Annotated in this window: 23 protein-coding genes; 22 read left to right on the top strand and 1 reads right to left on the bottom strand. The window is 30.5% G+C overall.

All coding sequences use genetic code 11. The annotated features are described in order from the left end of the window. Positions 1 to 6: 6 nt before the first annotated feature. The 10 genes from ACKI44_RS11505 to ACKI44_RS11550 all read left to right on the top strand — a co-directional run bounded on the left by ACKI44_RS11505 (position 7) and on the right by ACKI44_RS11550 (position 12,576). Entirely contained in the window at positions 7 to 1,818 is a 1,812-nt protein-coding gene (locus ACKI44_RS11505; protein ID WP_407424525.1) for an ABC transporter ATP-binding protein, read from the top strand. Between the two features lie 194 nt (positions 1,819 to 2,012). Further along, positions 2,013 to 2,957, top strand: coding sequence for a hypothetical protein (locus ACKI44_RS11510; protein WP_407424527.1), 945 nt, complete (start codon positions 2,013 to 2,015; stop codon positions 2,955 to 2,957). 54 nt (positions 2,958 to 3,011) lie between these two features. Further along, positions 3,012 to 3,272 (top strand): hypothetical protein, encoded by a 261-nt coding sequence (locus ACKI44_RS11515; protein WP_407424529.1) that lies wholly within the window; start codon positions 3,012 to 3,014, stop codon positions 3,270 to 3,272. A gap of 164 nt (positions 3,273 to 3,436) precedes the next feature. Beyond that, positions 3,437 to 4,303: a glucose-1-phosphate thymidylyltransferase RfbA gene (gene rfbA / locus ACKI44_RS11520; protein WP_407424531.1), complete on the top strand. Its 867-nt coding sequence runs from the start codon at positions 3,437 to 3,439 to the stop codon at positions 4,301 to 4,303. 7 nt (positions 4,304 to 4,310) lie between these two features. Next, the gene (gene rfbC / locus ACKI44_RS11525) at positions 4,311 to 4,868 is read left to right on the top strand and encodes a dTDP-4-dehydrorhamnose 3,5-epimerase (RefSeq protein WP_407424533.1); all 558 of its coding nucleotides are present in this window, start codon (positions 4,311 to 4,313) and stop codon (positions 4,866 to 4,868) included. Positions 4,869 to 4,882: 14 nt separating this feature from the next. Continuing rightward, a complete protein-coding gene (rfbB, locus tag ACKI44_RS11530) occupies positions 4,883 to 5,890 on the top strand; it encodes a dTDP-glucose 4,6-dehydratase (protein WP_407424535.1) in 1,008 nt (335 codons plus the stop codon). Positions 5,891 to 5,903: 13 nt separating this feature from the next. Beyond that, positions 5,904 to 7,034: a glycosyltransferase family 2 protein gene (locus ACKI44_RS11535; RefSeq protein ID WP_407424537.1), complete on the top strand. Its 1,131-nt coding sequence runs from the start codon at positions 5,904 to 5,906 to the stop codon at positions 7,032 to 7,034. Further along, entirely contained in the window at positions 7,031 to 8,458 is a 1,428-nt protein-coding gene (locus ACKI44_RS11540) for a glycosyltransferase family 2 protein (protein ID WP_407424539.1), read from the top strand. The genes ACKI44_RS11535 and ACKI44_RS11540 overlap by 4 nt, the downstream gene beginning before the upstream one ends. A 7-nt stretch (positions 8,459 to 8,465) precedes the next feature. After that, positions 8,466 to 10,001 (top strand): glycosyltransferase family 2 protein, encoded by a 1,536-nt coding sequence (locus tag ACKI44_RS11545; protein WP_407424541.1) that lies wholly within the window; start codon positions 8,466 to 8,468, stop codon positions 9,999 to 10,001. A gap of 4 nt (positions 10,002 to 10,005) precedes the next feature. Next, positions 10,006 to 12,576: a glycosyltransferase domain-containing protein gene (locus ACKI44_RS11550; protein WP_407424543.1), complete on the top strand. Its 2,571-nt coding sequence runs from the start codon at positions 10,006 to 10,008 to the stop codon at positions 12,574 to 12,576. Between the two features lies 1 nt (position 12,577). On the opposite strand, the gene ACKI44_RS11555 is transcribed toward ACKI44_RS11550, so the two are convergent. Further along, positions 12,578 to 13,678 carry a glycosyltransferase family 2 protein gene (locus tag ACKI44_RS11555; protein ID WP_407424545.1) on the bottom strand — a complete coding sequence of 367 codons (1,101 nt, stop codon included), beginning with the start codon at positions 13,676 to 13,678 and terminating at the stop codon, positions 12,578 to 12,580. A 48-nt stretch (positions 13,679 to 13,726) separates the two neighbouring features. Between ACKI44_RS11555 and ACKI44_RS11560 the strand changes: the two genes are divergently transcribed. The 12 genes from ACKI44_RS11560 to ACKI44_RS11615 all read left to right on the top strand — a co-directional run bounded on the left by ACKI44_RS11560 (position 13,727) and on the right by ACKI44_RS11615 (position 26,120). After that, positions 13,727 to 15,253, top strand: coding sequence for a glycosyltransferase (locus ACKI44_RS11560; RefSeq protein ID WP_407424547.1), 1,527 nt, complete (start codon positions 13,727 to 13,729; stop codon positions 15,251 to 15,253). A gap of 95 nt (positions 15,254 to 15,348) precedes the next feature. Beyond that, positions 15,349 to 15,615 (top strand): hypothetical protein, encoded by a 267-nt coding sequence (locus tag ACKI44_RS11565; RefSeq protein ID WP_407424549.1) that lies wholly within the window; start codon positions 15,349 to 15,351, stop codon positions 15,613 to 15,615. 1 nt (position 15,616) lies between these two features. Beyond that, positions 15,617 to 15,901: a hypothetical protein gene (locus ACKI44_RS11570; protein WP_407424551.1), complete on the top strand. Its 285-nt coding sequence runs from the start codon at positions 15,617 to 15,619 to the stop codon at positions 15,899 to 15,901. 78 nt (positions 15,902 to 15,979) lie between these two features. Continuing rightward, on the top strand, positions 15,980 to 17,014 hold the full coding sequence (locus tag ACKI44_RS11575) for a glycosyltransferase domain-containing protein (RefSeq protein WP_407424553.1): 1,035 nt from the start codon (positions 15,980 to 15,982) through the stop codon (positions 17,012 to 17,014). Further along, a complete protein-coding gene (locus tag ACKI44_RS11580; protein WP_407424555.1) occupies positions 17,015 to 18,583 on the top strand; it encodes a glycosyltransferase in 1,569 nt (522 codons plus the stop codon). Beyond that, on the top strand, positions 18,573 to 20,156 hold the full coding sequence (locus tag ACKI44_RS11585; protein ID WP_407424557.1) for a glycosyltransferase: 1,584 nt from the start codon (positions 18,573 to 18,575) through the stop codon (positions 20,154 to 20,156). Before ACKI44_RS11580 ends, ACKI44_RS11585 begins: the two co-directional genes overlap by 11 nt. Position 20,157: 1 nt before the next feature. After that, positions 20,158 to 21,207 (top strand): glycosyltransferase family 2 protein, encoded by a 1,050-nt coding sequence (locus tag ACKI44_RS11590; protein ID WP_407424559.1) that lies wholly within the window; start codon positions 20,158 to 20,160, stop codon positions 21,205 to 21,207. Position 21,208: 1 nt separating this feature from the next. Next, positions 21,209 to 22,255, top strand: coding sequence for a glycosyltransferase family 2 protein (locus ACKI44_RS11595; protein ID WP_407424561.1), 1,047 nt, complete (start codon positions 21,209 to 21,211; stop codon positions 22,253 to 22,255). A 3-nt stretch (positions 22,256 to 22,258) separates the two neighbouring features. Continuing rightward, on the top strand, positions 22,259 to 23,344 hold the full coding sequence (locus ACKI44_RS11600) for a CDP-glycerol glycerophosphotransferase family protein (protein WP_407424563.1): 1,086 nt from the start codon (positions 22,259 to 22,261) through the stop codon (positions 23,342 to 23,344). Next, positions 23,337 to 24,293, top strand: a complete 957-nt coding sequence (locus tag ACKI44_RS11605) for a glycosyltransferase family 2 protein (protein ID WP_407424565.1) — start codon at positions 23,337 to 23,339, stop codon at positions 24,291 to 24,293. Before ACKI44_RS11600 ends, ACKI44_RS11605 begins: the two co-directional genes overlap by 8 nt. A gap of 6 nt (positions 24,294 to 24,299) precedes the next feature. Beyond that, positions 24,300 to 25,256, top strand: coding sequence for a glycosyltransferase family 2 protein (locus ACKI44_RS11610; protein WP_407424567.1), 957 nt, complete (start codon positions 24,300 to 24,302; stop codon positions 25,254 to 25,256). 6 nt (positions 25,257 to 25,262) lie between these two features. Beyond that, a complete protein-coding gene (locus ACKI44_RS11615) occupies positions 25,263 to 26,120 on the top strand; it encodes a glycosyltransferase family 2 protein (protein ID WP_407424569.1) in 858 nt (285 codons plus the stop codon). Positions 26,121 to 26,170: the final 50 nt, after the last annotated feature.

The following is a 26,170-nucleotide window of genomic DNA, read 5'->3' on the forward strand; positions in this document are numbered from 1 at the left end:
AAGTTAATGTCAACCCAAATGAGATATCCAAAAAATACATATCAAGATTCTTCCCATGACGGTGGAGAATGGAAAGATTTAGACAATGTTTTGATTGATGACTGGGAATCACTTGCATGTTGTACATTGTCTCCTAATCAGAAACCTAATTCATTCGTAGTTACGAATTTTAAGTTCAATATTCCGCAGGATTCAATTATTCATGCAGTTGATATCAGATTGGACTTTCACAGGGATTCATCCCCAAACAGTATTGATTTAGAACCTCCTGCAGTAAGATTAATTAATGTTAAGGATGAATATGAATCAAAACCATTATATGGGCCTACTGTTTCTCCTATTGAAAGATCAGTATTATTTGATGGAAGTAAAATGTCACCTGCAGATTTAAACAGTCCTGATTTTGGTGTTGAAATCATTTTCGATGAAAATGAAAGCGAATTTTCAGGAGATTTGTTCTTCGATTTTGTCAGAATATCCATAAATTATGAAGAACAGAGATTTGTCCTTGGAAGTTTAAATGGTGAAGGTTTTCCGGTAAAAGAAAAACCGCTTCAAAAGTCAATCGGTGAAACTTTCATTTACACGGTCTTATTCAATAACTCCAATGGAATTAATAAAAATCCACAGGATGTAAAAATTAATCTTCCTGAAGGTTTGGAAGTCGTTAATCATTATTTCGGCTCTGATAAAAAAGGAAAAATTGATGTAAATGATATCGATTATGAAGAGGACAGATTTGATTTCGACAAATTAACTGCCGATCAGGAAATAATTTATGATGATGATGAAATTGATTTAGATACTCTTATTTGGCATACTGGTGTTAAAGGAAGAGGAATGAGTCGTTTAAGACTCGAATTAAAATGTGTTGGTGAAGGATTTAAAGAACTTTCGGCCTTTAATAAATTTTCCGGCACCGGTGCTCATTTTTATGTTGAAGTCCATCCTGAAGGCTATGAACATGAACCTAATGTTTATGAAGAGTCCCTTCTTAAATGGAAGAGCCAACTTGATGTTGACGAAGATTATCAGAATTTAAATAAGGAAGTCGTAATTGAAGTCAATAATATTAATCGTGAGTTTGACAAGGCTCAGGAAAAAGTAGATAACTTAAAGGAATATGTTATCAAATGGCTTAAACGCGAATTAAAACCAAAAACCAAATTTAAAGCTCTTACTGATGTATCTTTCACTGTAAATAAAGGTGAACGTGTTGGAATCATAGGTTTTAATGGTGCCGGTAAAAGTACTCTCTTAAAGATTTTGTCTGGTGTATTAAGGCCGAATTCCGGATCAATTCATATTAACGGTAAGGTAGCACCATTACTCGAATTGGGTGCTGGTTTTGACCATAATTATAGTGGAAGGGAGAATGTTTTCTTAAATGGGGCTATTTTAGGATACTCTCGAGAATTTTTAGAAAGCAAATATGAAGAAATTGTTGAATTTTCAGAATTAGAAGAATTCATGGAGCTTCCAATTAAAAATTATTCTTCCGGTATGATTGCAAAGTTAGGTTTTGCTGTTGCTACACTTGTTGAGCCAGAAATACTTATTTTGGATGAAATTCTTTCTGTAGGGGATGTAAGATTCCAGAAGAAAAGTGGGGATAAGTTAAAATCAATGATGAATACTGGAACCACTGTTTTACTAGTTTCCCACTCTGTAGGTACTATCAGATCAATGTGTAATAGAGTAATCTGGTTAGACCATGGAAAAATTGTTATGGATGGTTTAACAAGAGATGTCTGTGATGCTTATGTAGAAGCAGCTAAAAAAGCTTCTGATGATGAATTAAGTGGATTAGACATTTAATTTTTATTTTTTCAAGAAATATTTTTCTTATTTTTTTAACATTTTTTAATTTGTTTTCACCAGACTTTCATGAAATTTTCATAAAAGTTTGATAGAACTTTAATCCAATATTAAGGGAATTTTCAGAATTAATATTAAATATAAGTAGTTATAAATTATTTAATACAAAAACTAATTTATTTAAGGTGATTAAATTGGAAAAAAATAATCGTGAAGTCTTTCATAATAGGGACATTAAAGTAAAGATTTCACTAATTAATCATGTACAGTACTTCTTTAATCTTCAAGGAATTGACGAAAAGCCAATACAACTTTTACCGACAGAATGGATTGACAAAAAATATTCCAATTTGAGGATGGATTTTTTAGTAAAATGTGTATCTGGAAACATATATAATATTGAGGGTGAAACGCAATCTGTAAATGATGAAATCATCAATAAGACTTGGAAATATGCCAAAGAGTTAATGTGCAAGTATGAAAATAAAGTCTATAGTGTAATAATTGCATTATCGGATAATAATCAAATACCAGTAAAAGATATTGGATCAATCAAATTTAAGGCAATATTGTGCGAGATGAAAAAGTTCAATGGCGATGAATATTTAAATAATATTAAAAATAAATTTGAAAATGATAAAGAACTCACCATTGAAGACTGTGCAATCATAGAAATTATCCCGGATATGAAAAACACCCAAAAGGAATCCATCATTGTAGAGGAGCTATGTAACATCATCAAAAATGGAAAAATAAGTGATAAAAATAGAATTAAACTACAATCAACAATGTGGCTTAATATAGACTATTATATTGAAGAGGAAGATAAAAGAAATGAATTAATGGAGATGATTAAAGTGCAGGAATCACTAGAAGAAGATTTCTATAAGTGGCAAGAAGAATTACTCAATCATGGAGAAGAAAAAGGTATAAAGAAAGGTATTGAACAAGGTATTGAACAAGGTATTGAACAAGGTATGGAGAAAGGTATTGAACAAGGTATGGAGAAAGGTATTGAACAAGGTATGGAGAAAGAAAGGTCTGAAACTATTAAAAAGTTATTAAAAACTATGGCACCGGAAGAAATTTCTGAAAAATTAGAAATACCGTTAAAAGAAATCGAAATTGTAAGCAAATAGTTTAATTAATTAGACTATTATATTGGAAATGAAGATAATTCTCTTGATGAATTAATGGAGATGATTAAAGTGCAGGAATCACTAGAAGAAGATTTTTATAAGTGGCAAGAAGAATTACTTAATCATGGAGAAGAAAAAGGTATTGAAAAAGGTATAGAGAAAGGTATAGAGAAAGGTATTGAACAAGGTATTGAACAAGGTAAGGAGAAAGAAAGGTCTGAAACTATTAAAAAGTTATTAAAAACTATGGCGCCGGAAGAAATTTCTGAAAAATTAGAAATACCGTTAAAAGAAATCGAACTTATAAGCAAATAGTTTAATTAAAAATTTTATTTTATTAATTTTTTTAGGATTTAAATGAATCCTATACTCTTATTTTCTATTTTTTTAATTTTTTAAATTCTCTTTTTAAATAGTTATTTTAATTAATTATAAATTACAAAAAATTATTCATAATTAAAAATTTATATGTGATTTTTATGAAAGGTATTGTACTTGCTGGTGGTTCTGGAACTCGTTTGTATCCTATTACTAAGGCGGTTTCTAAACAGTTATTGCCACTATATGATAAACCAATGATTTATTATCCGATTTCAGTTCTTATGCTTGCTGGAATTAAGGAAATTTTGATTATTTCTACTCCTAGGGATTTACCTATGTATAAGGATTTGTTGGGTGATGGGTCTTCTTTAGGTATTAGTTTTGAGTATGCTGTTCAGGATCATCCTAATGGTCTTGCTGAGGCTTTTATTGTTGGTGAGGATTTCATTGGTGATGATAATGTTGCTTTAATTCTTGGGGATAATATTTTCCATGGCCACAGATTTACAGAAATTTTGGAAAGGGCTACTGCGCTTGAAGAGGGTGCGGTTATTTTTGGTTATTATACTAATAATCCTGAGGCTTTTGGTGTTGTTGAGTTTGATGATGACTGGAATGTTTTGTCTGTTGAAGAAAAACCTGAAAATCCTAAATCAAATTATATCGTGCCGGGATTGTATTTCTATGATAATGATGTAATTGAAATAGCAAAAAATGTTAAACCGTCCGATAGGGGTGAAGTTGAAATCACTTCCGTTAATGAGGAATATTTAAATCGTGGTAAGCTTAAGGTTGAACTTTTAGGTCGTGGAATGGCTTGGCTAGACACTGGAACTCATGCAGGTCTTTTAGAAGCTGCCAACTTCATTGAAACTGTTCAGAAAAGACAAAGCTTATACATCGCATGTCTTGAAGAAATTGCTTATCTTAAAGGTTACATTACAGAAGAACAATTGCTTGAAACAGCTGAAGAGCTTAAAAAGACGGATTATGGACAATACTTATTTAATTTAGCTAAAAGGTGATTTTTTTATGGGACAATTTAAATTTACAGAGTGTGATATTGAAGGTATGTTTATTGTTGAACCTGCGGTTTTCGGTGATAATCGTGGTTATTTTATGGAAACTTATAATGAGAATGATTTTAAAGAGGCAGGTTATGATTTGACTTTTGTTCAGGATAATCAATCTTCTTCATCAAAAGGAGTTTTAAGAGGTCTTCATTTGCAGTTAACTCAGCCTCAGGGTAAACTGGTTCGTGTTTTGAAAGGTGAGGTCTTTGATGTTGGTGTTGATTTAAGGGGTGATTCTCCTACTTACGGTGAGTGGTTTGGAGCTATTTTGTCTGATGAAAACAAAAAGCAGTTGTATATTCCACCATGTTTTGCTCACGGTTTTGTAGTGTTGTCTGATGAGGCAGAATTTGCTTATAAATGCACTGATTTTTATAACGGTCCTGATGAAAGCGGAATTATCTGGAATGACCCAGATATCGGTATTGACTGGCCTATTGATGATATTGATGAATTGATATTTTCCGAAAAAGATCAAAACTGGCAAACACTTGCTGAATCACAAATCAAATACTAGGATGTGTTTTTTTTATGAGTACAATTTTAATCACTGGTGGAGCAGGTTTTATTGGAAGCAATTTCGTAAAATACATGCTCGACAAATATTCAGATTATGATATAATTAATTTAGACGCTTTAACATACTGTGGAAACCTGGAAAACCTAAAAGACATTGAAGACATGGACAACTACACCTTCGTTAAAGGAGATATAAGAGATAAAGAATTAGTTGATGATTTGGTTTCCAAATGTGATTATGTCATTAATTTTGCTGCTGAAAGCCATGTTGACAGAAGCATAACTGATCCGGAAATTTTTATTAAATCCAACGTTTTAGGAACACAGGTATTGTTAAACGCCGCAAAAGAGTTCGGAGTTGAAAAATACATCCAAATATCAACAGATGAAGTATATGGAACACTAGGAGAAACTGGATACTTCTCAGAAACCACTCCTCTACAGCCAAACAGTCCGTATTCAGCTTCCAAAGCAGGCGGAGACTTAATCACAAGAGCATACTTCGAAACATTTGATTTACCGATAAACATTACACGCTGTTCCAATAACTATGGTCCTTATCAGTTCCCAGAAAAATTAATACCGTTAATGATATCCAATGCACTGGAAGACAAAAAACTGCCTATTTACGGTGACGGTAAAAACATACGTGACTGGTTACATGTATACGACCACTGCCAGGCAATAGACTTGGTTCTACACGAAGGAAAACTTGGAGAAGTCTACAATATCGGAGGACACAACGAAAGACAGAACATCCAAATCGTAAAGTTAATTCTTGAAGCATTAGGAAAAGACGAATCATTAATAGAATTTGTAGCTGACAGATTAGGTCACGACAGAAGGTACGCAATTGACGCTGATAAAATCCGCAATGAACTTGGCTGGGAACCTAAATACACCTTTGAAACAGGTATAAAAGAAACAATCCAATGGTATCTTGATAATCAGGACTGGATGGACCAAGTAAAAAGCGGAGAATATCAACAATATTACGAAAAGATGTATGCAAACAGATAATGGGGTGTAAACCTTGGACGTTAAGATTTCAATAGTATTACCGGTTTATAATGTGGCCAATTATCTTAGAAAGTGTTTGGATAGTTTGGTTAATCAAACATTTGAAGATTTTGAGGTAATATGTGTTAATGACGGGTCTACTGATTTGTCATTAGGTATTCTTGAAGGTTATTCATTAACTGATTCCAGATTTAAAATAATTACTCAGGAAAATCAGGGATTAAGTGGAGCTCGTAATACTGGAATTCAGCACGTTCAGGGAGATTATATCTTATTTGTCGATTCAGACGATTGGCTTGAAGAAACAGCATTGGAACAGTTGTATGAACATGTGGAAGGTTTCAATTCTGACATTACAATGTTTAAATTTAAATATTACAATGAAAATTCATCAGAATTTAGTGAAGGGCCTTTTACAAATTTGGAAGTCATAGATCCGTCTTTTCATACAGGTAATTTCTATTATATGGATGTTTTGGATATAATATTTAAAATATCTCATGCTCCATTCAATAAACTCTATAAAACTTCATTTCTTAAGGATATGGATGCCCAATTCTTGTATGGTTCCTATTATGAAGACTTGGAATTCTTCTATAAGGTATTTTTAAAGGCTAAAAAAGTTTCAGTTTTACCGGAATATCTTTATTTCTATCGTATTAGGGATGAATCCATATCAACAAGCGGTGATGAAGGTTCCTTTGACATTTTTAATGTATTGGAAACAACTAAACAAAATTTAATCGATAATGACATTTATGACCAGGTAAAGGATGAGTGGCTAATGTTTATTATTGTTAATTTAAAATATGTTTATCTCAGATTAAAAGATAACCTTAAAGACCATTTTATTCAGGAAATGAAAGATAAATTTGATGAATATGAATTGGGGGATGTTGTCTTTAATGAGAATTGGCATTATGAGGACAGGGCATTTTATGAATCCATTAATGTGGCCAATACTTACACTGAGTTTAATTTATGTTATGAAAAAGTATCCTATGAATTTTTATCTAAACATTATGAAACTTTATCCAATGTATATAAAAATCAGATTGATGAATTAACTGCTGAAAATAATAGATTAAAAGAAGAATTGAACGGTTCTATTAAAAATAAGTTTAAGAAAATTGTGAGATCATGAGTACTGAGTTAAGCGTTATAATTCCTGTGCATAATGGAGAAAAGTATCTTAGGCAATGTTTGGACTCTATTGTAAATCAAAGCATAGGCATTGACAATATTGAGGTTATCGTCGTTAATGATTACTCAACTGATGATAGCTTGAATATAATTAATGAATATTCCGGCAAGTATTCCAATTTTAAAGTTATAAATAATGAATCACAGTTAGGTGCCGGTGAATCCAGAAACAGGGCAATTGCTGAAGTAAGTTCTGATTATTTAACATTTATTGATTGTGATGATTTCATTTCTTCAAATGCTTATGAGGATTCTTTATCTAAAATTAACGAGTCAGAGGCTGATTTGCTGATTTTTAATTGGGAAACCTACACTGGAACTGACTATGTGGAACCTATTAATATTCATCAGCAGAATACAATGGAGAATAAGCTAATCACTTCAATTGATGAAAATCCCAAATTGATTTTTTCAACTCCATCATGGAATAAGATATATCATAAAAGCTTATTCAAGTATTTAAAATTCTCAAATAGCTTGTATGACGATAATTTGGCTGTTGTTAGTTCACTTATCAATGCTTCTAAAATATTTTTATCAAAGGATGCTACATATTTCTATAGAAAGAATTTAACATCAACGACAGAAAATATCACGCCTCAGCATGGTCTGGATTTATCCGAGTCAATTAAAGAATTATATGATTTAAATAATGATAATGTAGGATTATTGAATGTGAAATTCATCAATGACGTTTTATTTTGGGTATATTATTATAACTGGGCAGTCACTGATGAAATTGCCGTGATTTCCAGATTGCGTGAATGCGCATATAACGTTTCAGAAAAAGATTTGGATTATTTTAAAGAACTGTTTCCCGATTATGAAGTGTATTATAAAGAAGACTGTTTGAATTTAAATAATTATGACAGCGAAACATTTTTGGCTAAATACAAGTATTTTAATAAGAAATTGGCTAAGGTCAAATTGATTGCAGGACTCTATGTCGATGAAGGCAATGGATTTAGCGAAGACCGTAGAATTGATATTGCCTACATCCCTAAAATAAAGAATAATCAGTTAACATTTGACTTAAGCGATTTTTCCAATGTTTCAGGCATTCGCTTTGACCCTCTTGAGGGCGAATTTATCAAGGCCAAAATAAATAATGTTAAAGTTTTGGAGGCGAATTGCGACAATCCGATTAATGACGATTATCAATATTTTTTAACCCTGGACCCTAACTTCATTCTTGATGCAGAATGCGATGATAAGTTAATGATAGATTTTGATTTGGAGTTTTTAACTAATGATGAATTGGCTAACTTTTTCCATCAAAAAGAAATAAGCATTATTGAAAAAAATAATATTATAAATGAGTTTAATCAAAATAATAAGAAAGGTAGATTTAATTTTTTTAAGTAGTGAAATTATGGTAACTTTTAAAGATTTCTTAATAAAATCAAAATTCAATGTTAATAAAGCTAAAATTTATCAGGAAAGCTATGATAAGATAATGAAATCCGGCTTATTTGATAAAAACTATTATTTAAAAGCTTATCCTCATGTAGAAAAATCAGGCATGGATCCATTGTTTCATTATTTGTTTTATGGTGCCAGCGAACATAAAAATCCTTCACCATCATTTGATCTTAAAAGATATTTGCAGGAATATCCTGAAATTGAAAAAAATAATTTAAACCCTTTAATTCACTATATTGACAATAATAATGACGGTTTTATTGTAGATAACAGTCCATTTGTTTTAAAGAAGAAAAAGATTATAGATACAAATAAATTATATTTATCAAATTATGAATTTGACAGTGAGCCTTTAGTTTCAATTATTGTTCTGACTAGAAACGGAATAAATCATTTGAAACTACTGTTTGAAGATTTCGATGAAAAAACCAACTATTCAAATTATGAAATAATTGTTGTTGATAATGCATCAACAGACGAGTCTGTCAGTTTTTTAAAAAGCCTGGACTTACCTATTACCATAATTGAGAACTCTGAAAATGTCAGTTTTTCAAAAGGCAATAATGATGCAGCTAAAATTGCCAATGGTGAGTATTTGCTTTTGCTGAATAATGATATCGAACCTACTTACGGCTGGTTAAATGAAATGGTTGGATGTATGTTAAATAATGAAAATGTTGGCTCTGTTGGGGCTAAATTGATATTTCCTTACTATGAGGATATGGAAAGTCAGGCACAGTCTTATACAATTCAGCATGCAGGTGTAAAATTCAGGGAAGAGCGCACTCCTTATATTTACGGGCCTTATCATGAGAACATGTATTCCACATTAGTCTTTTCAAGTGATGTAAATCATCAAAAAGAAGTTCTCTCTAACACTGCAGCCTGTATTTTAATCCCAAAGGATATTTATTTTGAGTTGGATGGACTTGATGAAAATTATATTTATGGGTATGAAGACATTGATTTTGCATTTAAACTGTATAAAAATAAGTATAAATCCATTTACAATCCTTTTGCCTTATTATTCCACCATGAATCCTCTACCCGTTATGAAAATCAGGCAGAAAAAAATAGGCTCAATTATGAAAATATAATGCATTTCTACAGTAAATGGGGAGATTTTATTTTCAAAGAAATATTAATCGATAAAATCAATCAAAATCATTTTATAACAGATAAAAAACTTGATATTTCAATCGTTTCAAAAAATGACGAATTTATAACTAAATTAGTAAAAGATTTAAATAATAAAGGATTCAATGTTAAATTAATTCCTAATTTGAACAATTTGGATATTGGCCAAAATTGTGATATATTAATATCAAATGATAAAGATTATGATGTGGATAAATTAATTTCAAGATTAAATACAATTAAAGTTTTAATTTCTGATGATAATGATGCAAGATATGATATTTGCTTGGAAAAAAGTGAGAATTACGCTGATAAGTTAATGGATGTAATCGAAGATAGGTATTTGTGATATTATGGTATATGATAAGATTTATAAAACATATATGGAAGTTTCAGAAGAATATGTTAATAGACCATTATTCAATCATTCAACTGATTCTGCAGAAGAAACAATTGAAGATATTAAAAATAATAAAATAGCTATTTACACGGCTTTCACAGGAGATTATGATACATTAAAGCAGCCTGAAGTTATTGATGAAAATTGTGATTATATCTGTTTTTCTGATAATCCTAACTTAACATCCGATTTATGGAAGATTATTCCAATGGAAGACTCAATTCTTGACAATAACAGGAAAGCCAAGCAATACAAAATACTTCCTCATAAATACTTGAAAGATTATAAATACAGTTTCTGGCTAGACGGGACTTTTAAAATTAAAGGAAGCATCCGTGAATATATTTATAATAATATCCGTGCCAATTCTAACATGTTGGTTGTTGTTCACACAGAAAGGGACTGTGTTTATGACGAATATGATGCTTCTAAAATCATTCCACGTTATCCAAGGGCAGTCATGGAAGAACAGGTTGAATTTTACCGTTCACAGGGATTTCCCGAACATTACGGTTTAGGTGTTATGGGTGCTCTTTTCAGACAACATAATCATCCCGATGTCATTAAGCTAATGGATGACTGGTGGGATGAAAATATTAAATACACTAATCAGGATCAGCTTAGTTTTGCATTTGTATGTTGGAAAAATGATTTTCATCCTTCTGTAAGCCGTATTTTTTATTGGGAAAATGAATACTGGGTTAAAGAAGGTAAATATTATCATCACAATGTCATATTCTATACTCCAATCACAAGTGATAATTTAAGGGCCAAAATAGGCGTTGATGTCCAAAATATGAAAATTGGAGATACAATTGATTTGTCTCGTGAAGAGTTATATTTGCTTGTCAATGATGTTAAAGGAATGGCAGGTTATAGAATCGATACTGCAGGTCGTGCCGCTTATTTACGGGAAGAATATAACACCTTCATTAATTCCAATTCCATGAAATTAACTAAACCTTTAAGGGTTGCTGGTAATCTGGCCCGAAAAGTTAAGCATAATCCTACATTTGAAGCCTTAAAAAATTCAAAAATAAGGTTTTCCAAAGATCTCAATGAATCTAATATTATAAATAATTTGGGACTTTTGGATGAGGAAGAATATGTTAAACTACATCCCTGCAAGAATCCTGCATTGCATTACGTCGAAAAGAGTTCAAAAACAGATACGATTGATGAGAAAATAAAATATATCAATCCTCTTTTTGATTTGTATTATTACATTTCTGAAAATGGAATCGGTGATGAGGATCCGGTTCTTCACTACATTAATAAGGGATTCAGAAATAATTTGAAGTTTAATCGGACTTATCCTAATTTTGTAGCGAATTTACATGAAGATATGGATGAACAGTTAGAGAAATTTATAAACAAACGTATTAAAGAAGAATTATCTTCAAATAATTATATTACCGATTCAAAGGTATTGATTGATTATATTGTCTGCGAAGAAAAATTTGAAACTGATACAATCAAGGTCGGTGTATTTCTAGAGGATAATTATGATAATATGAATGCGTGTCCGTTTATAAGAATTCATACACCGTTTTCTGAATTATCAAAAAGTAAAAATTATCATTTCTTTATTTATGGAAAAGAGATAATGCCTCTTTTGGATACTGAAAACATGATTAAGGATCATATTTTCGATGTTATTGTTATTCAGAGAGTCAATCCGTATTCCACTGAAATTTTAAAGAAAGCTAAAAAGCATAATATTAAGGTCATTTATGAAACTGACGATGATTTCCTTGATATTAATCCTTCAAATCCTTCATATACATATATTTCACAACATTTTGACAATATACAAAAACTTGTAAAAAATGCAGACCAGATTACTGTAAGTACTAATGAATTGAAAAACCGTTTAAACAACTTAAATATTAACAACGTTGAAATTATTAGAAATTATCATGTTAATGATGCATTACCTATAAAACCTTTTGAATTTAGAGGAAATAACATTATTAAAATCGGTTATTTCGGAACTTTAACTCATCAGGGTGATTTGGATTTGGTCCATAACGTTATTTTAAGATTAAAGGATATTTTCGCTAAAAAAGGTGTGGAAGTGATTTTTGAAATGGCGGGTGCTGCAATGGTTGAAGATTCCGACTGGATTAATGTTATTAAGCTACCATATTATCCGATGTCATCCAAAACCTTCTATATATGGTTAAGTGAAAATTCTGATTGGGATATAGGTATTATTCCATTGTTAAACACAGAATTCAATAGATGTAAAAGTGAGCTTAAATATATAGAATTTTCCGCTTTGGGAATTCCTGTTGTTGCAAGTGATGTCAGTGCCTATAGTGAAACCATTCAAAATGGCGTTAATGGATATTTATCCGGTAATGAAGATGAATGGGTCGATAAATTATCTATTTTAATCGAAGATCCTATCTTTAGAAATGGTATCGTTAATAATGCCCGTGATGACATTATGAAAAATTATAATTTAAAATCTCGGGTCAATCAATGGGATAATATATTCAAAAAAGTATTGAAGGATTAATTTAGAATAATCTTTCTTTTATATTCTTAATTTTATATTTAAACCATCCTTTGGTAGTCTGAAGCGTTGCAACTTGTCTGGTCTTCTGGTCGAGTTCAACTTCAAGATTTTGTATTCTATTTACAAATAACTGGTAATCTCCCATCTGCATATATGCTTCATCTAAGTTTCCTTGAATAATCTGATTAATGATACTTTTAATTGCATTATTTTCAGGATATGGTTCTATATTTTTCATTCTTTTAAATATGGGGATTGATTTTTCAACCAATGCTTTTTTATCTTCAAGAGATATTGTTTCACTTAATGCAACATCGCTTAGCCAGCAGGTTAAATGCTGGTTGAAAATTCTGTCATAATATCTGCAGGCATTATTTTTTTCCAAAACATCAATTGTTTGCGTGTAACCTTCTATTAATCCACCTAAATAGTGTATTCCTTTTGATAAACTTGTTGATGTTTTATCTCTGGTTCTTAATCTAAAATTGTAAACAATATCATTAATAAAGATGATTTTTTCCGCATTAAGAAATGCATCTACCATAAAAGTCAAATCTTCTGCAAAAACTTCTTCCGGAAATGTTATTTCATGTTTAAGCAAAAATTCTTTTGGAAATATCATTCTCCAAATATTATTCATTGAGAAAAAGAATGGATTTTCATCTATTGAATTTAAAATAGTATCTTCAGTAATCCAGTGTTCGGTTACAAGACTATTGTCTCCGAAATTTTGGTATTTGCCAATAGCAATGTCTGCATTATTCTCTGTAATTGCATTATATAGTTTTTCTACAGTATCTGGAAGGTATCTGTCGTCATGGTCAATGAACATTATATAATCTGATTCGCTATTTTTTATTCCAATATTTCTTGCCCTTCCGGGGGTTCCTGTTTTTTTGCCTGATTCATAGGTTTTAATATTTTCATATTCTTCGCAATATTTGTTAATTAATTCTTGCGTTGAATCTGTTGAATAATCATCGACAATTATCAATTCAATATTTTCAAAACCAATGCTTTGAGCTTTAATTGATTCAATCGTTTCGTCTAAAAATTCAACACTATTATATGAAGGAATAATAACAGTTACTATATATGACATAAATATATTTTTATTTAAATGAATATATATAATTAAAGAGTTGAAATAATGTTTTTTTCTAAATCAATTAAAAAAAATCCTAAAATGTATATTACACTTAAATCAAAGGGTAATCCTCAAAAAATTTCCAAATACCAGGATGCTTACTCACGTATTAAAAGTTTAGCCATTATTGATGAGGATAAATACTTGGATGTTCACAATAATTTAAATGATTTAGACTATATTCTCCATTATTTATATTATGGAATTAATGACCCTCTGGAAGTCCAGCAATCATACATCTGTGATGTATTTGACCTTGAATTTTATAAAAATAATTATAATGTGGAATATCCTATTTTAGATTACGTTTTAGACGGTTTTTTTAAAAAAAATCAAATCAATGTTTTAGATAATAATTATGTTAACACACTTGAAACGCACATTAATGAACAGTATGTCGCAAATCAAAACTCAAGTGTTGAAAATATTGTTTCCAATTCTTATTATATTCATGATAAAAAAACTGTAATTCCATATATTGAGCGTGAAACTCCAATTGAGCTTGATACATTACGGGTTGGTGTATTTACAAACGATCCATTTGAAAATTTGCCTCCATGTTCATATATAAGGCTCCACGCATTATTTTCTAGACTGGCTGAAAGGGAAAAGCATACCTTTTTTATGTATGGTATGGACAGCTATGCAATTTTGGACATTGAGGATATCATAAGATGTAAGCTTTTTGATGTGGTTGTTGTCCAGAGAATTCTTCCTTTTTTAGATGAATTGCGTGAGAAATGTGAAAAACATGGCATTAAATTAATTTATGAAACTGACGACGATTTATTGGGCGTTGAAGAGAACAGTCCTTCCTATGAATATGTTAACAGGGTTTCCAAATCTATAATTGATTTCATTGATGTCAGTGAGGTTGTTACAGTTACAACACCAACTTTAGCATCCAAGTTTGATGAAAATAAGGTGGCCATCATACCAAATTACTATGTGGATGCCGTATTTGACATTAAAGAAGATATTAAGACTGAAGGTAAACTTAAATTGGGGTATTACGGAACATTAACTCATTCCAAAGATCTGTTTCTTATTAAAAATGTTATTCTGAAGTTAAAAGAAAAATATGATTTTGATTTTGAGGTTATTGGCGGCTTTAATGCTTCTGATAATGTTGAGGACGATTGGTTTAATCCTATTGAACTGCCTCCAAACAATATGGATTTTGAAAAATTCATGAAATGGCTGCCTGAATCAATCGATTGGGATATTGCACTTGTTCCCCTTGAAAATTCACCATTCAATCAATGTAAAAGTGAATTGAAATTTATAGAATTGGCTATTTTAGGTCTTCCGGGTGTTTATTCGGACATGTGTGTTTATAATACTGTGGTTGAAGATGGTGTCAATGGTTTTTTAGCTTCAGATGAAGACGAATGGATTGAAAAAATTGAAATGCTTATTTTAGATAAATCTTTAAGAAAAACTATCCGTCAAAATGCTTTAAACAAAGTTTTGTCTGATTATACAATTGAAGATAGAATTAACAAATGGGATAGTATTTTAACAAAATAAGGATAGTTTTATATATCATTTAATTATTAATAGTATTCAATGGAGATGAATTTAATCGGAAGTAACATTCCGGTATAGGAATTTGGTGATGTAATATGTTGGAGCAATATTTACCATTTGTTGGGCTTATAATATTTGGAAATATTGAAAATTTAGTGCTTTCCTCACAAGGAGTTGTGGCGGGGGTTAATCCGGTTAAATTAGGAATTGCTAGTTTTATTGCAGTAGCTGCTTGGTTACTTATTGGTACATTTGGAACTCAAATCGCTTTGGCTTATGTTGATTTCATTGATTTTTTCGGCGGTTTTGTTATTTTTATTCTAGGTGCACAGGCTATGTTGGAATCAATTAGGGGAGTATAATATGCAAAGTGAATTAAAACCCTTTATTACATTAATTGTTTTTGGAAACATAGAAAACCTAATTTTAGCAGCACAGGGTGTAGGTGCTGGTGTTAATCCTATTGGTTTAGCTATTTTAAGTTTTATTGCCGTTTTCTGTTGGCTTTTAATTGGTACATTTGGTACTAAAGTAGCTATTAAATATGCACGCCATATTAATTTCATTGGTGGACTTGCTATATTCATTTTAGGTATTCAGGCTATGCTTGAGTCATTACCTGGAATTTTACATTGTTTACATCTTTAAATAATTTTTAATTTTTGGATATATTTAATTAATATCACATAGATATAAATTAGTAATATATATTTTTAGTTGATTTTTATGAATTGTGATGAGAATCCCTATGAAGTAGTAAGAGCTAGATTTGAATCAAATGTTGACAGTTTCGTTTTAAGTGATTTATTCAGGCCTAATCTTCAAACTGATGAAGAATTAATCAATGATATTAAAGATAATGAATTAGTAATTTACACGGCATTCACTGGGGATTATGATTCATTGAAAGAGCCGGAATTCATTGATGAAAATACAAAATATGTATGTTTTACTCAAAATCCTGATTTAAAGTCCGATACCTGGGAAATTATTCAGATGGAAGATTCAATATTGGATGATAATCGGACTGCAAAGCAATATAGGCTTTTTCCCCATGTTTATTTCCCGGATTTCAAATACAGTTTTTGGCTTGATGGAACCTTTAAAATAAAAGGCAGCATTCGTGAATATATCTATAAATACGTCAATTCTCCGATGCTGGTTGTTGTTCATCCGGAAAGGGACTGTATTTATGATGAGGCTATAGAGTCAATGCCTTTTGCAAGATATTCAAATTATTCAATGTCCCATCAGGTTGAAAAATATGAATTTGAGGGCATGCCTAAGCATTATGGTCTTTTGGCTTCAGGAGCGTTATTCAGGCAGCATAACAATCCGGAGATTATTTCTTTAATGGAACAGTGGTGGGAAGAAATTATCAATCATACCAACCAGGATCAGTTAAGTTTTCCTTATGTAATGTGGAAAAATGATTTTCATCCCTCTGTTTCCCCTGTATATTACTGGGAAAATGAATACTGGACAAAAGAGGGCGATTATTTCCATCATAATTTTGAAGTTGAAGATTATATAACAAGCAAGAATTTAATCAAATCTCTTGAAGGCAATATTAAAGAGACAAATACCTTAACAAAAGAGGAGATTACCTTACTTTTCAATGATATTGATGCTTTAAGAGAAGAAGCGGATATATTAAATTATAATAGAGATTATTGGGTTAGAGAAATTAACGATATTAGAGATTCTAAATCATGGAAGATTACTAGCAAGCTCAGGAATTCTAAAAATAAAGGTGATTAAATGGGAATCTTTTCCACTTCAAATTTAAAATCTTCTATTAAAAACCGCAAATATTATAACCAGATTAAAAGTTCTGGTTTGTTTGATTACGAATTTTATGAAAGTACTTATGATGATTTTAATGGAGATGCATTGACCCATTATTTGACGGAGGGTTTTAAGCAGGGAAAACTTCCTTCTTTGGATTTCGATCCTGATGTTTATTATAGATTATATCCTGATGTTGAAGTGGCAGGAATAAATCCCTTGTTACATTATGTTGCTCACGGTAAAGCTGAAGGCAAATATATACAGCAATCCTATTCAATTAGAAGAAAAGAGGAAATTTGTGAAACTAATTTGGCATTTTTATCCAATTATGAATTTGATATAGAACCTCTTGTATCCATTATCATTCTAACGAGAGATGGTTTAAATCATCTGAAACGTTTATTTAAAGATTTTGGCGCTAAAACCAATTATTCCAATTATGAGATTATAGTGGTGGATAATGCATCAAGTGATGGTTCTGTTGATTATTTAAAAAGTTTGGATTTACCAATAACCATTATTGAAAACTCCGAAAATGTCAGTTTTTCTAAGGGAAATAATGATGCGGCCAAAATTGCAAAAGGAGAATATCTGCTTTTATTGAATAATGATATCGAACCGACATATGGGTGGTTAAACGAAATGGTCGGTACAATAGTTTATAATGATGGTGTGGCTTCTGTCGGTGCTAAACTTATTTTTCCTTTTTATTTCACTGCCAATAGGGAAGTCTCTTATAATATTCAGCATAGTGGAGATATATTTGCTGAGAGAATGAACCCATGCTGTTTATATGCGAAAAATAAATCCGATTCCAGTTTAGATATCTTTGATTCATCTTTAACTCAAAATAATCAATGTGTTGCCGTTACAGGTGCCGTTAACTTAATTGATAAAAAGGTTTATGATGAGCTTTCAGGTTTGGATGAGGAATATATTTATGGTCTTGAAGATGTTGATTTCTGTTTGAAATTACATAAAAATGATTATAAAGTTTTATTTGCAGGTAATGCAGTATTATTCCATCATGAATCCAGTACCCGTGTAAAAAGTGAAAGCTATTTTGAAAATGACAAACACAATTTCTCAGTGTTCTGGAAAAAATGGGGCCAGTATCTCTCAAGAAATCTATTTTTGGATAAAATCAATTCAATTAAATTTTTCACAGAAAAGAACCTTAAAATCACTATCATTGATGAAAATAACCCTGAAAATAAGGAACTGATATCAGAAATTTCTCAAAAATTCAATGATTTAAACTATTATGTTGAATTAATCACTGATATGAAAAATAATTATGTGGGAAATTCTTCAGATATTCTACTTTCATTCACTGATAGTTATAATTTGGATAATCTTATTGCACGAGAAGATATTGTAAAGGTCATTGTTAACAGAGGTAACTTAACCACTGATGGCTATGATATTACAGTCTCATTGGATGATGATAAATCAGGCGATATTAATATAAATGAAGATTTTGCTTCAGAATTTTTAGAAAAGCTTGAAAATATAATAAAAGATGATTATGAGTTTTAAAAATAAACTTTTTGCTAAAATTCCTAGTAAATACATTTCATATAAAGTTAAAGATAAGGCCAAGGCTTCAGAAATTACTAAAGGTTATAAAGCAATTAGAAAAAATAAACTGTTCGATGATGATTTTTATTTAAAAAAGTATCCTAAGGTTGCAGCTTCCGGTATGGATCCTCTGCTTCATTATATTTTCTTCGGTTTTGAAGAGGGTAAAAAGCCAAACGATACATTTGACGGCGTTTTTTATAAGAACCATTATTCTGACGTTGACATTAATCCATTGATTCACTATGCATTATACGGAATGAATGAAAATAGGCAGATTAAAGTTCAAAACATTGATTTGTCCGAATTCAATATTGATGATAAGAAGAGTATCCTATTTGTTCTTCATGAAAAGGTAGGTACTGTTGGTGGTACTGGTTTTTTAAATATGGATATCATTGATAATTTACCAGATAATTATAATGCTTTTATTTTGACTTCTGATGGTGAAGATATCGAATTATGGAATGTGAATGACAATTTGGAAAAGATTGCAAATTATAACGTTTCTTTTAATACAAATTTTTCCGTAATTGATAATGAGGATAATTTTATTTCACAGGACAATTTTGAAATGCTATTTTCCAATGATGAATTGGCTGTCATTTACGATGAAATTCTATCAAAATTAAATATATCTTTACTTCACATCAATCATTTAATTAACCATAGTTTTGATTTAATTGATATCATAATAAAAAAATCAATTCCATTTCTCATCAATCTACATGACTTCTATTATTTATGTCCATCTATTCATTTAGTCGATAGGAACTGTCAATATTGTGGTTTTAAATGCCCTGATTGCGGAGGAATAGCTCATGATTCGGATATTTCCAATGATATGATACTTGAAAGGTGGCATAAGGAATGCTTTAAGCTTTTGAAAAATTCCCATGTTAATATTGCTCCGACTCAAAGTGTTGTTGATTTTTATAAAAAAATTTATCCTGATTTGGATAATTTTGCTGTAATAGAGCATGGTGTGGAAATAAATAAATCCTCATACAATGCTAAATTAACATCCAAACCGATAAAAATTCTAGTTCCGGGACATGTTTCTCCCCATAAAGGATCTCTGGTGATTAAACAATTAAAGGAATTGGATAAAAACAATAACTTGGAATTGCATTTAATGGGAACCACAATTCCTAACTTAAATAAATATGGAATTAATCACGGTAAATATAAACGAAGTGATTTTAATAAATTGGTATCAGAAATTGAACCTTCATTTTCTCTGATTTTATCGACCTGTCCTGAAACATATTCATATACTTTAACTGAATCGTGGATGGCGGGTTTGCCGGTTATAGCCAGTGATTTGGGAGCTTTAAAGCAAAGAATTAATTCAACTGGCGCAGGATGGCTGGCGGATTATACAAATGTAAATGATATATATAACTTAATTATTAATATAAATCAAACTGAATATGAAAATAAACTTTCAAAGATTTCAAAAATAACATTTAAAGATTTAAATGATGCATGCATTGAATATATTGCATTATATGATAAATTAACTGATTAATATGTCTGATTATAAACTTTCTGTCATTGTTTCCACTTACAATACTGGTGATTATTTAAATGAGTTTTTAGACTCCATTAAATCCCAGAGTATCGGATTTGAAAATATTGAGGTTATCTTTGTCGATGACAATTCAAATGATGACTACACATTGAATTTATTAAAAAAATTTAAAAATGATTATGAAAATGTTAAGGTGGAATTTTTGGATGTTAACTCTGGGTTTCCGGGAACGGGCAGAAATACAGGTTTAAACTTGTCCACTTCAGATTATGTTATTTTTGCAGACCATGATGATACATACACAGAAAATGCCTTTGAAGTGATGTGTGATAAAATCGCAGATAACGACATGCTAATTTCCAATTTTAATCAGGTTTTTACAGATAAAACTATTCCATTCAAGTCAATTTATAAGGATTCGGGTGAAATTAAAGTTTCAGACATAGATGAGGATAAAAATCTCTTAAGAGTCCCTGCAGCTATTTGGACAAGATTATTCAGAAAATCCTTTTTAATTGAAAACGGTATTAACTTTTTGGAGGGAATGCTTGCTGAAGATGTTTATGTTGCAACATATTCCTGTTTAAAAGCAAAAGGAATTATTTACCTTAATGATTTTTATTCTTATAATTACAAAATAAGAGATAGCAAAGATGACAAATCAACAATTCATGTAAGGAATCGAAAATATATTGAAGCTATTTTAAATGGTTATTATAAAATCGATGAGATGTTAATCAATTTAAATAAAACTTCATATGGTGAAATAATATTTAAAAGTCACCTTACTTCATGGTTATATACGATTGTCTTATCAAAAATCAGTGATGGCGATAAAAAAGAGCTGTTTATAAAGTCTCATGACATATTCAACAAATATTACAGCGAAGATCCTTACTTTAAAAAAAGATATGATAAATTGGTTGATTTAATATTAAATCAGAAATTTGACGATGCAGTGATAGAATCCAATAGACTGGAGAAAAAACAGGAAAATATGAATGATAGAAGTTTGTTTTCAAGAATTAAAAATAAATTGGTAAGATAATATGGCAAAATATAAAGTAAGTGTAATTGTTCCCACATATAATTCAGGTTTATTTCTCAATGCATTTTTTGATTCTATGATGTATCAGAGCATTGGATTTGAAAACATTCAGGTAATATTCGTGGATGACTGTTCCGATGATGAATATACTTTATATTTACTTGATTTATTTGATGTAAACTTTCCTAATGTCAAGTCAATATTTTTAGATGAAAATAATGGTTTTCCAGGTAAGGGACGTAATATCGGTATAGATTTATCGGACGCACAATATGTAATTTTTTCAGATCACGACGATACTTATGCTCCTGATGCTTTTGAAGTCATGTATAATAATGCAGTAGAAAATAATGCAGACATGACAATTACAAACTATTACAGAGTATTTCCGGATAAAAAGGTAAATGTCAAAACTGTTTTCAATGGAGAAAACATTGTCGTTGACAGTGTCTTGGACGATAAACGTTTATTTACAATTGATCCTGCAATCTGGTGTAAATTATTTAAAAAAGAATTTTTAATGGACAATAATATCCGCTTTTTGGAAGGAATGCTTGCTGAGGATTTATATTTCTTTATCGTATCATTGTTTAAGTCATCACGTACAGTTTATTTGGATGATTTCTTCAGTTACAACTATAATATTCGTAATATTGAAGGTGACAGATCCACAATTCATATTAGAAACAAAAAATATCTGGGTAAAATGGTTGAAGGATACTGGAAAGTTGATGAATTCCTTAATGAATCAAATTATGGGGAATTTTATCCTGAAATTTTTAATATGCACCTTGTATACTGGATTACCAGTTTAATTATCAGTGATATTTCGGATGATGAAAAACGTCAGCTGATTGTTTTTGTTAATGAACTTCTAAAAAAAGATGTAATGGTCAATCCGGGCTTTAATGAAAAAATTTATTCAAGTTTGACCAAACCGATACTGGAAGACGATTATACTAAAATAGTAAAAAATCTAAATTCAATCAAAAGGTATCGTGGCATCTTATCCTTACTGAGCGATACTTTTTCAAGGTCTAGGAGGTAGCAAATGTATTTGAAACATAAAATTTTTGGAAAATTATTTAATATTTTCACTAAACTTCCCATAGACAATAATTTAATTTCTTTCATTGTGGATTCCAATGAATCGTTCAGCGGAAATCTTGAATATATTAAAGATGAATTCGAAAAAAGAGGAAATTTCAACTTTAATTTTTATTATAAGGATAAATTGTCATTAGGTTCTTTGAAAAAATTAGCCACTTCAAAATATATCTTTTTAAATGACAATTTCTTCCCATTTGCTTTCATGAAATGCAATAATCAGACAACTGTTATCCAGCTATGGCATGCGCCGGGAGCTTTTAAAAAGTTTGGCGGAAGTGTGGAAAACGCTTCAATGCTTAAAATGATATCCAATAATACTGATTACTTGATAACTACTTCAAAACATATTGAAGATTATTATTCAGAAGCTTTTCAAATTGATAAATTTAAAATCAAACCTCTGGGCCTTCCAAGGGCGGATTATTATTTCAAAAATCATGACATTGATAAATTAAGGGATGATTTTAATAAGAAATATGGTGTGGATTCCACCAAAAAAATCATTTTATACGCTCCAACTTTTAGAGAAGATGAGGAATTCAACAACGTTTTCAATTATTTGGACTTGGAGGAATTCAATAAAAGACTTTCCGATGAATATGTTTTGCTTTTGAGACTTCATCCTAAAATAAAGAAATTCTATTCTTCAGAAATTTCTGTTAACGGGGAGTATATTGATTGCAGTGATTATAAAAATGAACAGGAACTCTTATTGTTGTCTGATATATTAATAACAGATTATTCTTCCATAATGATCGAATTTGGTCTTTTAAATAAACCTATAATATTTTTTGCTTATGATTTGGAAAATTATCTATCCAATGAGCGTGGGTTTTACCTGGATTATAAAAAAGATCTTCCGGGACCGATTGTTCATACAACAGATGAATTGGTTGCATGCATTGACGAAGGCATTGACTTATCCAGTTTGGATTCATTTATAAAAACTCAATTCGATGAAATTAACGGCAATGCTTCAAAAAGAATAGTTGATTTTGCTTTGAATGAAGGTGAAAAAAATGGATAATATAAAGATAAGTATAATATTACCCGTTTTTAATGAGGAAGACTATATTAAAGCCACTTTGGATTCAATAATTAATCAGGACTTTGATGATTTTGAAGTAATTGTGGTTGATGACGGATCCGGTGACAGAACCTTGGATATTGTCAAAGAAACTTTTGAAAACTCAGACATTAATAATCAGATTATTCACCAGAAAAATAAAGGAGTCAGCGCTGCAAGAAACAAAGGAATTTCTCTAGCCCGAGGTGAATATATAGTATTTGTCGATGGGGACGATTATATTTTAACAAATCATTTAAAGGAGCTCTATAATCCTCAATATGATTTTTCCTTATCGCAGATGGTTAAAAAAGAAAATGATAATATTACAGATCCCCATATTTATGATGTTGATGAAATTACAACCAAAGAGTTCATTAAACAGGAACTGGAAATGAAAATCCCTTTTAATTTTGTCCAATTGTCATATAAGCTGGATATTATTAAAAAATATAATCTTAAATTCCGTGAAGATGTAAGTTACGGTGAAGACACTGATTTTGCTTTAAGGGCATTGAGCTATGGAGATTCTATTAAAATCAGTAATGAAATTACCTATTATTATTTGCAGCATCAGGAGTCATTAATCAATACTTCAAAGCTTAAGCGTTTTGATTACATTCCTGTTTTAGAGGATTTGGCTGACTTTTTCAAAAGGCAAAATCAAAATGATTTGGCTGAATTAATTCAAACTTCCAGAATTCCAAGAGCTATTTTCGGCAATATGAACTTCTTTTTTTATCATAATTATGATTATGATGATGTTATTCAAAAAATGAAGGAGTTGGATTTGTTTGATAAATTATCCAAATTTAAAGGGGATAAGAAATTCGCTCTTAAAATTAAGTTATTTTTATTAAACCCTAAGTTATATTATATAATGTGGAAAAAATTTAAAAATTCTATTTAGATTAATATGAAAGTTTCAGTGGTCACTCCAAATTACAATGGAGTTAAATTTTTAAAAAATTATTTTAATTCGCTTAATCAGGACAGTGAATGCATTGGTGAAGTTATAATTATTGATAACGGATCTGATGATTCTAGTCTGGACTATATTCGGGAAAATAATTTTAATTTTCCTGTTGTCGTAATAAAAAATGATGAAAATCTTGGTTTTGCACCTGCTGTAAATCAGGGAATATCAAAATCAAAATATGACTATATATTTTCTCTCAATAATGACACTGAAATTGAAAAGGGATCTATCAAGGCAATGCTTGATTTGATTCAGGACGATGGGGTGTTTTCTGTTCAGGCAAAAATGCTTCAGGCAGCCAATAAACAGCTGATTGATGATGCGGGAGATGAGTATAACTTACTTGCATGGACTAAAAAGATAGGCGAAAATCAGAATTCAGATAAGTATTCGGAAGTTTTTGAAATCTTTTCAAGCTGTGCGGGGGCTGCATTATATAAAAAATCAGTATTGGAAGAAATCGGAAGTTTTGATGATAACTTCTTTGCATATATGGAAGATGTTGATTTGGCAATCAGATCACAGATCTATGGATATAGAAACTTGCTGTGTCCTGATGCTATTGTCTATCACATTGGAAGTGCTACAAGCGGCAGCAGATATAATGAGTTTAAGGTAAAGATCGCCGCTAGAAACAATGTCTGGACGGTTTATAAAAATCTCCCAATTCCATTAAAGATAATCAATTTCATATTTTTATTTTTAGGCTTTCTGATAAAATATATATTCTTTTTAAAAAAGGGATTTGGTTCAATCTATCTTAGTGGACTGAAAGAGGGCTTAAATACCAAAAATAAAATTAATAAGGTATCTTTTAAAAAATCTAATTTAAAAAATTATTTCAGACTGGAATACAAATTAATTATAAATACATTAAAATTTCTAAAAAAGTGAATTATCATGGATTTATCGGTTGTAATAGTAAATTACGGAACATTTGAATTAACTAAAAACACTATTAATTCCATATTGGAATACTCTTACCCCTTTAGTGTAGAAGTCATTGTCGTTGATAATGCATCTCCGGATGACAGTTTATCAAAACTAAGGCAATATTTCAATGACAAAGTTAGATTCATCGCATCAAAAACAAACAGAGGTTTTGCCGCAGGTAATAATCAGGCTTTAGAAGTCGTTGATTCAAAATATGTTTTGCTTTTAAACTCCGATACGATAGTTTGGGAAAATACGTTAGCAGACATTTACAGTTACATGGAAAATAATCCTGATGTCGGTGCCTGCGGCTGTCAGGTGCTTTTGGAAGACAATTCTCTCGATAAAGCATGCAAAAGAAGTTTTCCAAATGTAAAAAACTCTTTTTTCAGATTATTCCACATTCCAACAAAGAGCAAGGACGATAATTATAATTTGGACGATTTGGACGATAATGGCATTTATGAAATAGATTGCTTAACCGGCGCTTTTATTTTTACCCGAAAAAAGGTCTTGGATGATATTGGTTTTCTGGATGAGACATTTTTCATGTATGGTGAAGACATTGATTTGTGTTATAGGATTAAGGATGCAAATTGGAAAATAATTTACTATGGGAAGGATAAAATCACTCATTTTAAAGGCGCCAGCAGTACAAAACAAAAGCCTAAGCTTATTTATGAGTTTTACAGGGCAATGTATATTTATTATAAAAAACATCATGCTCATGAATCTAATTTTTTAACCAATCTGGTTGTTTATTTGGGAATCGCAGTATTGTGTGTTTTAAAGCTATTTTTGAATATTTTTAAAAAGAAAAATTAAATATTAATGAAGTCTATATTATAATATTAACTAATTTTCGTGGTTAATAT

The organism is Methanobrevibacter sp. (assembly GCF_045646205.1).
GTDB lineage: Archaea > Methanobacteriota > Methanobacteria > Methanobacteriales > Methanobacteriaceae > Methanocatella.

Excerpts from the sequence above, each read along its gene's own strand:
- ACKI44_RS11505 (WP_407424525.1), top strand. The coding sequence starts at position 7 with ATGTCAACCCAAATGAGATATCCAAAAAATACATATCAAGATTCTTCC.
- ACKI44_RS11515 (WP_407424529.1), top strand. The coding sequence starts at position 3,012 with ATGGAGATGATTAAAGTGCAGGAATCACTAGAAGAAGATTTTTATAAG.
- rfbA (WP_407424531.1), top strand. The coding sequence starts at position 3,437 with ATGAAAGGTATTGTACTTGCTGGTGGTTCTGGAACTCGTTTGTATCCT.
- rfbC (WP_407424533.1), top strand. The coding sequence starts at position 4,311 with ATGGGACAATTTAAATTTACAGAGTGTGATATTGAAGGTATGTTTATT.
- rfbB (WP_407424535.1), top strand. The coding sequence starts at position 4,883 with ATGAGTACAATTTTAATCACTGGTGGAGCAGGTTTTATTGGAAGCAAT.
- ACKI44_RS11540 (WP_407424539.1), top strand. The coding sequence starts at position 7,031 with ATGAGTACTGAGTTAAGCGTTATAATTCCTGTGCATAATGGAGAAAAG.
- ACKI44_RS11545 (WP_407424541.1), top strand. The coding sequence starts at position 8,466 with ATGGTAACTTTTAAAGATTTCTTAATAAAATCAAAATTCAATGTTAAT.
- ACKI44_RS11550 (WP_407424543.1), top strand. The coding sequence starts at position 10,006 with ATGGTATATGATAAGATTTATAAAACATATATGGAAGTTTCAGAAGAA.
- ACKI44_RS11555 (WP_407424545.1), bottom strand. The coding sequence starts at position 13,678 with ATGTCATATATAGTAACTGTTATTATTCCTTCATATAATAGTGTTGAA.
- ACKI44_RS11560 (WP_407424547.1), top strand. The coding sequence starts at position 13,727 with ATGTTTTTTTCTAAATCAATTAAAAAAAATCCTAAAATGTATATTACA.
- ACKI44_RS11565 (WP_407424549.1), top strand. The coding sequence starts at position 15,349 with ATGTTGGAGCAATATTTACCATTTGTTGGGCTTATAATATTTGGAAAT.
- ACKI44_RS11570 (WP_407424551.1), top strand. The coding sequence starts at position 15,617 with ATGCAAAGTGAATTAAAACCCTTTATTACATTAATTGTTTTTGGAAAC.
- ACKI44_RS11575 (WP_407424553.1), top strand. The coding sequence starts at position 15,980 with ATGAATTGTGATGAGAATCCCTATGAAGTAGTAAGAGCTAGATTTGAA.
- ACKI44_RS11580 (WP_407424555.1), top strand. The coding sequence starts at position 17,015 with ATGGGAATCTTTTCCACTTCAAATTTAAAATCTTCTATTAAAAACCGC.
- ACKI44_RS11585 (WP_407424557.1), top strand. The coding sequence starts at position 18,573 with ATGAGTTTTAAAAATAAACTTTTTGCTAAAATTCCTAGTAAATACATT.
- ACKI44_RS11590 (WP_407424559.1), top strand. The coding sequence starts at position 20,158 with ATGTCTGATTATAAACTTTCTGTCATTGTTTCCACTTACAATACTGGT.
- ACKI44_RS11595 (WP_407424561.1), top strand. The coding sequence starts at position 21,209 with ATGGCAAAATATAAAGTAAGTGTAATTGTTCCCACATATAATTCAGGT.
- ACKI44_RS11600 (WP_407424563.1), top strand. The coding sequence starts at position 22,259 with ATGTATTTGAAACATAAAATTTTTGGAAAATTATTTAATATTTTCACT.
- ACKI44_RS11605 (WP_407424565.1), top strand. The coding sequence starts at position 23,337 with ATGGATAATATAAAGATAAGTATAATATTACCCGTTTTTAATGAGGAA.
- ACKI44_RS11610 (WP_407424567.1), top strand. The coding sequence starts at position 24,300 with ATGAAAGTTTCAGTGGTCACTCCAAATTACAATGGAGTTAAATTTTTA.
- ACKI44_RS11615 (WP_407424569.1), top strand. The coding sequence starts at position 25,263 with ATGGATTTATCGGTTGTAATAGTAAATTACGGAACATTTGAATTAACT.